Here is a 3,190-nt window from a genome sequence, read left to right on the forward strand (position 1 = left end):
GCAGATCGGCTCGACGCCGCCGAAGCGGTCCCGGTGCTCGTCGATGAAGGCTACGAGCGTGTGTGTGGCCGGTCGAGCTCGGCCGCGAAGAAACTTGCCGCGGCCTTCAGGATCTCGTTGGCCCGCTTGAGTTCGGCGTTCTCCTTCTTCAACGCTTTGAGCTGGGCGGACTCCTCCGTTGTCGTCCCCGCTCGTGTCCCCGCGTCGATCTCGTGCTGCTTCACCCAGTTCCGCAGCGTCTCACGGGAGCCGATGCCGAGCTTCTCGGTCACCGCCTGCAAAGCGGCCGTCTCGTTCGGATGGTCGTCGCGCACCTCGGCGACCATGCGCACCGCACGACGGCGGAGCTCAAGCGGGTATCGGGAAGGTCGTGCCATGACTCGATCCTTTCATGAAATCGAGTCTCCATTCGAATCGGGGCGGTTCAGAGCGCCACTTCTTCTTGCCCTGGGTCTTGCCGGGGATCTTGGCGACCTGCGTTTTTGCAGCTCCGGGGCCTGGTCGCGGCTGCCTGACCGGTCGTCATTGGTCGTTGTCGGCCGGTGTTGAGCGGCTTCGGACGGCCCAGAGACGGCCCAGGCTGTGGTGCCAGAGACACCGGCGGTCAAGAGGGACGTACGCGCCATGGTGGGAACTCTGTCTGGTTCTAGCCGCTGCTTGACCTGCGCATATGCCATTACGCTGCGCTCTCATGGGGAAAGCCATGCGCCTGTACTGGGGATACATCGCGGTTGCAGCACTCATAGTCGCCTGGACCCAGCAATGGGCCCTTTCGACCGTCGCCGTCTTGTCCATCGCGGTCTTCGCTTACGCCTCCTTCCAGGTGCCGGTCTGGTGTGGAGCGGTCAACCGCGACGGCAGGACGTACTGCCGGAACAATGCCTACGGCGTACTGATGGGGTGCCGAAACCGCCAACATCGTTGGCAGAAGCTCAAGATGATCGTGCTGCGGAGCAAGGTCGGGGACGTGAGTCGCGCCGTCTTCCCGACCGCGAAAGAGAAGTTCAACGCCTTCTTGGCCGTAGCGGGCCTGCTCTCTGCGATCGCAGCAGTGATCGTCCCCGTCTTCACTGGTGACTGAGCGCCCCACTCGCCTCGGACTACGGCGTACGATCTCGAAAACCGTCGTGGCAGCGATGTCACCGTGGGTTCAAATCCCACACCCACCGCAGTTGAACGGCCCCCGACCAGGTGAATCGGTCGGGGGCCGTTCTCATGCGTGCTGTCCGTCAATCACCGTGGCTCCCCGTCAGTTCCCGTCCAAGCGGGCACGACAGGGGCACGGGCTTCTGATCCGTAGCTCTATGTGGATCGGTCGCTGACGGTCGTACCGGTTGCGCTGAGGTCCTAGAGGCATGCCGCCGACCGGGGGCGGTTGCTGTGGTTGCTGTACTTCGCTGCTGTACCGCAGCGGGCTATCCGCTGAGAGCGTTCACGAGAGCCACGAAGACGCCCACGCCGAAGACGGCGAGGACAACGAACCCAACAACCACCAACGAGCAACACGTGGCGACCCCCATCATGACCCACGCTCGCCCCACGGCCCGGTGATACTCGGTGTCATCGTCCCAGTTCTGATCAACCACGTTGCCCCCCGCCAGACACTGCTTGATCGGGCACGCATGGTGCACGACGACTCAATGCTTCTGAAGATGTCTCATCGGTTGCGCGCCCCGTTACTCGGGCAGGCCCACCCAGTTCTCCGGGACGAGCGGCGCAGGCATCAGCCACACCGTGAAGGCCACCTGAGCCATAACCTGGAGCACCAGCGGCTCGGCCGTGCCCACCCCGATGAGCGGAAACGCAAAGAGCACCATAGGGAAAGCAAGCAAGGCCCGGAACAGAGCGACCTCCATATGCTGGTGGGCCAGTCCGGCCACGATCGCCAGGAGCACCGTGGGAATGCCGGTGAAGGCCAGCATCAGCAGGCCGACCTGCATGCCACCGAGGAAGGATGAATCCGGGACCACCAGCGCGATGACGGTCCACACGGCCAAGTGCAGCAGGACGTACGACAGAGCACACCGCCCCATCCGTGCCAGCACTCGGCGCATGCCAGGGCCGGCCGTCGCGTGGGTCATGGCCGTCACCACCTCTTCACGGCAACTCGCGTTCCGCAGAATTTGAACGTGTTCAACATAATCCATGGGCGGTCGCCTGGCGAGGGGCTCGTGCCCCACGACGGTCACTAGGAGGCCGGGGTCGGCGTAGCGGCTTAGGGCGGGAGCTGTCATGGGGCGAGAGATCGGGGCCCTTAAGCTTCCCGCGGCTCGGGCTATCAGCAAGACAGGTGGCGCGCGGGCGGCGGGGGTGCTGATGACGCGCATGGGGCACAGCACCGCCCGTGCCGCGCTGATCTATCAGCACATGACCGCCGACCGGGACCGCGCCATCGCTGACCGGCTGGGGGCGGTGATCCACAAGCAGCAGGGAGACGCCGGGACGTAGTGGCACGCGTGTGGCGGCGAGCTTCTGACCTGCGGTGCCTACGGTCGAGGGGGACAGGGTGAGTGATCGGTGTCCCGCGCAACCGTAGGCAGCCGCCTCTAGAGTGCATCAAGGAAGTCCACTGATCGTCCCGGAGGTGTCATGCCCCTGCAGATGAAGTTGAGCGCGATAACACTCGACTGCCCTGATCCGTTGGCTCTGGCGGCGTTCTATCAGCAGGCCACCGGCCTCGAACCCCACCCGAAGTCGGACGCCGACTTCGCCAGTCTCAACCGTGAGGACGGACTCTTCATCGGTTTTCAACGGGTCGACGGCTACCGGGCTCCGAGCTGGCCTGACCAAACCGTTCCCCAGCAGCTTCACATCTGCTTCAAGGTCGAGGAGGACTTGGCTGAGGCCGAGGCCCGGTTGCTAGAGCTGGGCGCGGGCAAGCCGGATCACCAGCCTCATGAGGCTGGTAGGGCGCGGGTTCTCACCGATCCGGCCGGCCATCCCTTCTGCATCGTCAGAGGCTGACCGGGACTTAGCCGTACCTGCCTACAGAAGAGCGGGACTGCCTGCACATCGCAGAGACAGGACAGGTTGGATACTCGCGCCTTCCAATGACGCCTATCTCAACCCACCACTCACCCCAGCTCCCATCCCGTCTGACCATCCCCTCGTAGCGTAGAGGCCGTGACTGCAGGGGAAGTTGGGGGTCATGGCAGAGAAGCGACGAAAGTTCGACGCGGAGTTCCGTGAG

General features: G+C 64.3%; 4 protein-coding genes and 1 pseudogene. 3 read left to right on the top strand and 2 right to left on the bottom strand.

The window, feature by feature from the left end; all coding sequences use genetic code 11:
• Window positions 1-377 (bottom strand): annotated as a pseudogene (locus ACIBB8_RS37700) (transposase); the annotation flags it as partial.
• 314 nt (window positions 378-691) lie between these two features.
• Between ACIBB8_RS37700 and ACIBB8_RS37705 the strand changes: the two are divergent.
• Window positions 692-1,081 (top strand): hypothetical protein, encoded by a 390-nt coding sequence (locus tag ACIBB8_RS37705; RefSeq protein WP_366689159.1) that lies wholly within the window; start codon window positions 692-694, stop codon window positions 1,079-1,081.
• Between the two features lie 595 nt (window positions 1,082-1,676).
• Here the strand turns inward: ACIBB8_RS37705 and ACIBB8_RS37710 are convergent.
• Window positions 1,677-2,081, bottom strand: a complete 405-nt coding sequence (locus ACIBB8_RS37710; RefSeq protein WP_398959912.1) for a hypothetical protein — start codon at window positions 2,079-2,081, stop codon at window positions 1,677-1,679.
• 244 nt (window positions 2,082-2,325) lie between these two features.
• Between ACIBB8_RS37710 and ACIBB8_RS37715 the strand changes: the two genes are divergently transcribed.
• Window positions 2,326-2,448, top strand: coding sequence for an integrase (locus ACIBB8_RS37715; RefSeq protein WP_366689161.1), 123 nt, complete (start codon window positions 2,326-2,328; stop codon window positions 2,446-2,448).
• A gap of 141 nt (window positions 2,449-2,589) precedes the next feature.
• Window positions 2,590-2,964, top strand: coding sequence for a VOC family protein (locus tag ACIBB8_RS37720; RefSeq protein WP_366689162.1), 375 nt, complete (start codon window positions 2,590-2,592; stop codon window positions 2,962-2,964).
• Window positions 2,965-3,190: the final 226 nt, after the last annotated feature.

Origin of the sequence: Streptomyces sp. NPDC051286 (assembly GCF_044455345.1) — a bacterium.
Lineage (GTDB): Bacteria > Actinomycetota > Actinomycetes > Streptomycetales > Streptomycetaceae > Streptomyces.

What these genes read in the sequence shown, in the direction of transcription:
- ACIBB8_RS37710 (WP_398959912.1), bottom strand. Translation starts at nt 2,081, where the DNA reads ATGACCCACGCGACGGCCGGCCCTGGCATGCGCCGAGTGCTGGCACGG.
- ACIBB8_RS37715 (WP_366689161.1), top strand. Translation starts at nt 2,326, where the DNA reads ATGGGGCACAGCACCGCCCGTGCCGCGCTGATCTATCAGCACATGACC.
- ACIBB8_RS37720 (WP_366689162.1), top strand. Translation starts at nt 2,590, where the DNA reads ATGCCCCTGCAGATGAAGTTGAGCGCGATAACACTCGACTGCCCTGAT.
- ACIBB8_RS37705 (WP_366689159.1), top strand. Translation starts at nt 692, where the DNA reads ATGGGGAAAGCCATGCGCCTGTACTGGGGATACATCGCGGTTGCAGCA.